Source organism: Streptomyces albireticuli (assembly GCF_021228125.1).
Classification (GTDB): domain Bacteria; phylum Actinomycetota; class Actinomycetes; order Streptomycetales; family Streptomycetaceae; genus Streptomyces; species Streptomyces albireticuli.
Window position 1 is genome coordinate 1 of the sequence record NZ_JAJQQS010000072.1, and the last position, 1,607, is coordinate 1,607.

The window sequence follows — 1,607 nt, forward strand, 5'->3', positions numbered from 1 at the left end:
ACCCGGGCGTTCTACGGCCGCTACCTCCACGACAGCTTCCTCCAGGTCGTGGCCCGCGCCCCGGAACACGTCACGGTGCTCGTGCACCGCTCCCGCGCCGTCGCCATGGCCGACACCGAGGGGGTGACCGGCGGCCCGCAGGGCGTCCGGCTGGAGGACGGCACCCGGCTGAACCAACTGGACGCGATCGTGATGGCGCTCGGCCATGTGCCGGCCCACCTCTCGCCGCGCGAGGCACGGACGTCCAGCCTGGCCCGCATCCACCACCTGGACTACGTCACGCCCGCCAACCCCGCCGACCTGGACCTGAGCGGCGTCCGGGGCGGCGAGCCGGTGCTGCTGCGCGGCCTCGGCCTCAACTTCTTCGACCACATGGCGCTGTTCACGGCCGGGCGCGGCGGGACGTTCACCCGCGAGGACGGGAAGCTGGTCTACCGTCCGTCCGGGCGGGAGCCGAAGCTCTACGCGTTCTCCCGGCGCGGCATCCCTTACCACGCGCGGGGCGAGAACGAGAAGGGCGCGTACGGCCGTTACTTCCCCAAGCTGCTGACCGCCGAGTACATCGCGGGCCTGCGCGACCGCGCCGAGGTCGGCGAGCTCGTGCGCTTCTCCACCGACCTGTGGCCGCTGATCGCCCGCGAGGTGGAGAGCGTCTACTACGCCACCCTCCTGCGCTCCCTGGGTCGCACCGAGGAGGCCGAGCCCCTCGCCGACCGCTTCCTGGCACTGGAGGACGAGGGCGAGCGGGCCGAACTGCTGGAGGCGTTCGGGATCGGCGCGGATCTCCGGTGGAGCTGGGAGCGGTTGTCCCGGCCTTACGGGGAGCGGGTGTTCGCGGACCGGGGTGAGTTCCGGGAGTGGTTGCTGGGGTATCTGGCGGCGGATGTGCGGGCGGCGCGCGCGGGGAACGTGAGCGGGCCGCTGAAGGCGGCGCTGGACGTGATGCGGGACCTGCGCAACGAGATCCGGCTGGCGGTGGACCACGGCGGCCTGGAGGGCGCCTCGCACCGGGACGACCTGGAGGGCTGGTACACGCCGCTGAACGCGTTCTTGTCCATCGGTCCGCCCGCTTCGCGGATCGAGGAGATGATCGCGCTGATCGAGGCGGGGGTGCTGGAGGTGACGGGCCCGGGCACGGTGGTGCGCATCGACACCGCGGACCCGGCGTTCGTGGCCACGTCCACCACCGTGCCGGGGGCCGCGGTGCGGGCGCGGACGCTGGTCGAGGCGCGGCTGCCGGAGCCGGATCTGCGGCGGACGGCGGATCCCCTGCTGCGGCATTTGTTGAACACTGACCAGATCACGACCTTCCGGATCGACGCGGCGTCGGGTACGAGTTATGAGACAGGCGGTCTCGCGGTCACCGAGCGGCCGTACCACGTGATCGACGGGAGGGGCCATGCCCATCCACGGCGCTTCGCCTACGGCGTCCCCACCGAATCGGTGCACTGGGTGACCGCGGCCGGCATCCGCCCCGGCGTCGACTCCGTCACCCTCGGCGACTCCGACGCCATCGCCCGCGCCGTCCTCACCCTCCCACCCGTCGCCCACGTACCCCCCGCCCTGCGCCGCGAGGTCGCCGACGCGGAACTGACGGGCGTGATCGT

The 1,607-nt window shown here is 72.6% G+C and carries 1 protein-coding gene; it reads left to right on the plus strand.

Going from position 1 to position 1,607, the window contains the following annotated elements; all coding sequences use genetic code 11:
* On the plus strand, window positions 1–1,607 hold a 1,607-nt coding region (locus LUZ64_RS36595), incomplete at both ends, for an FAD/NAD(P)-binding protein (RefSeq protein ID WP_232390648.1).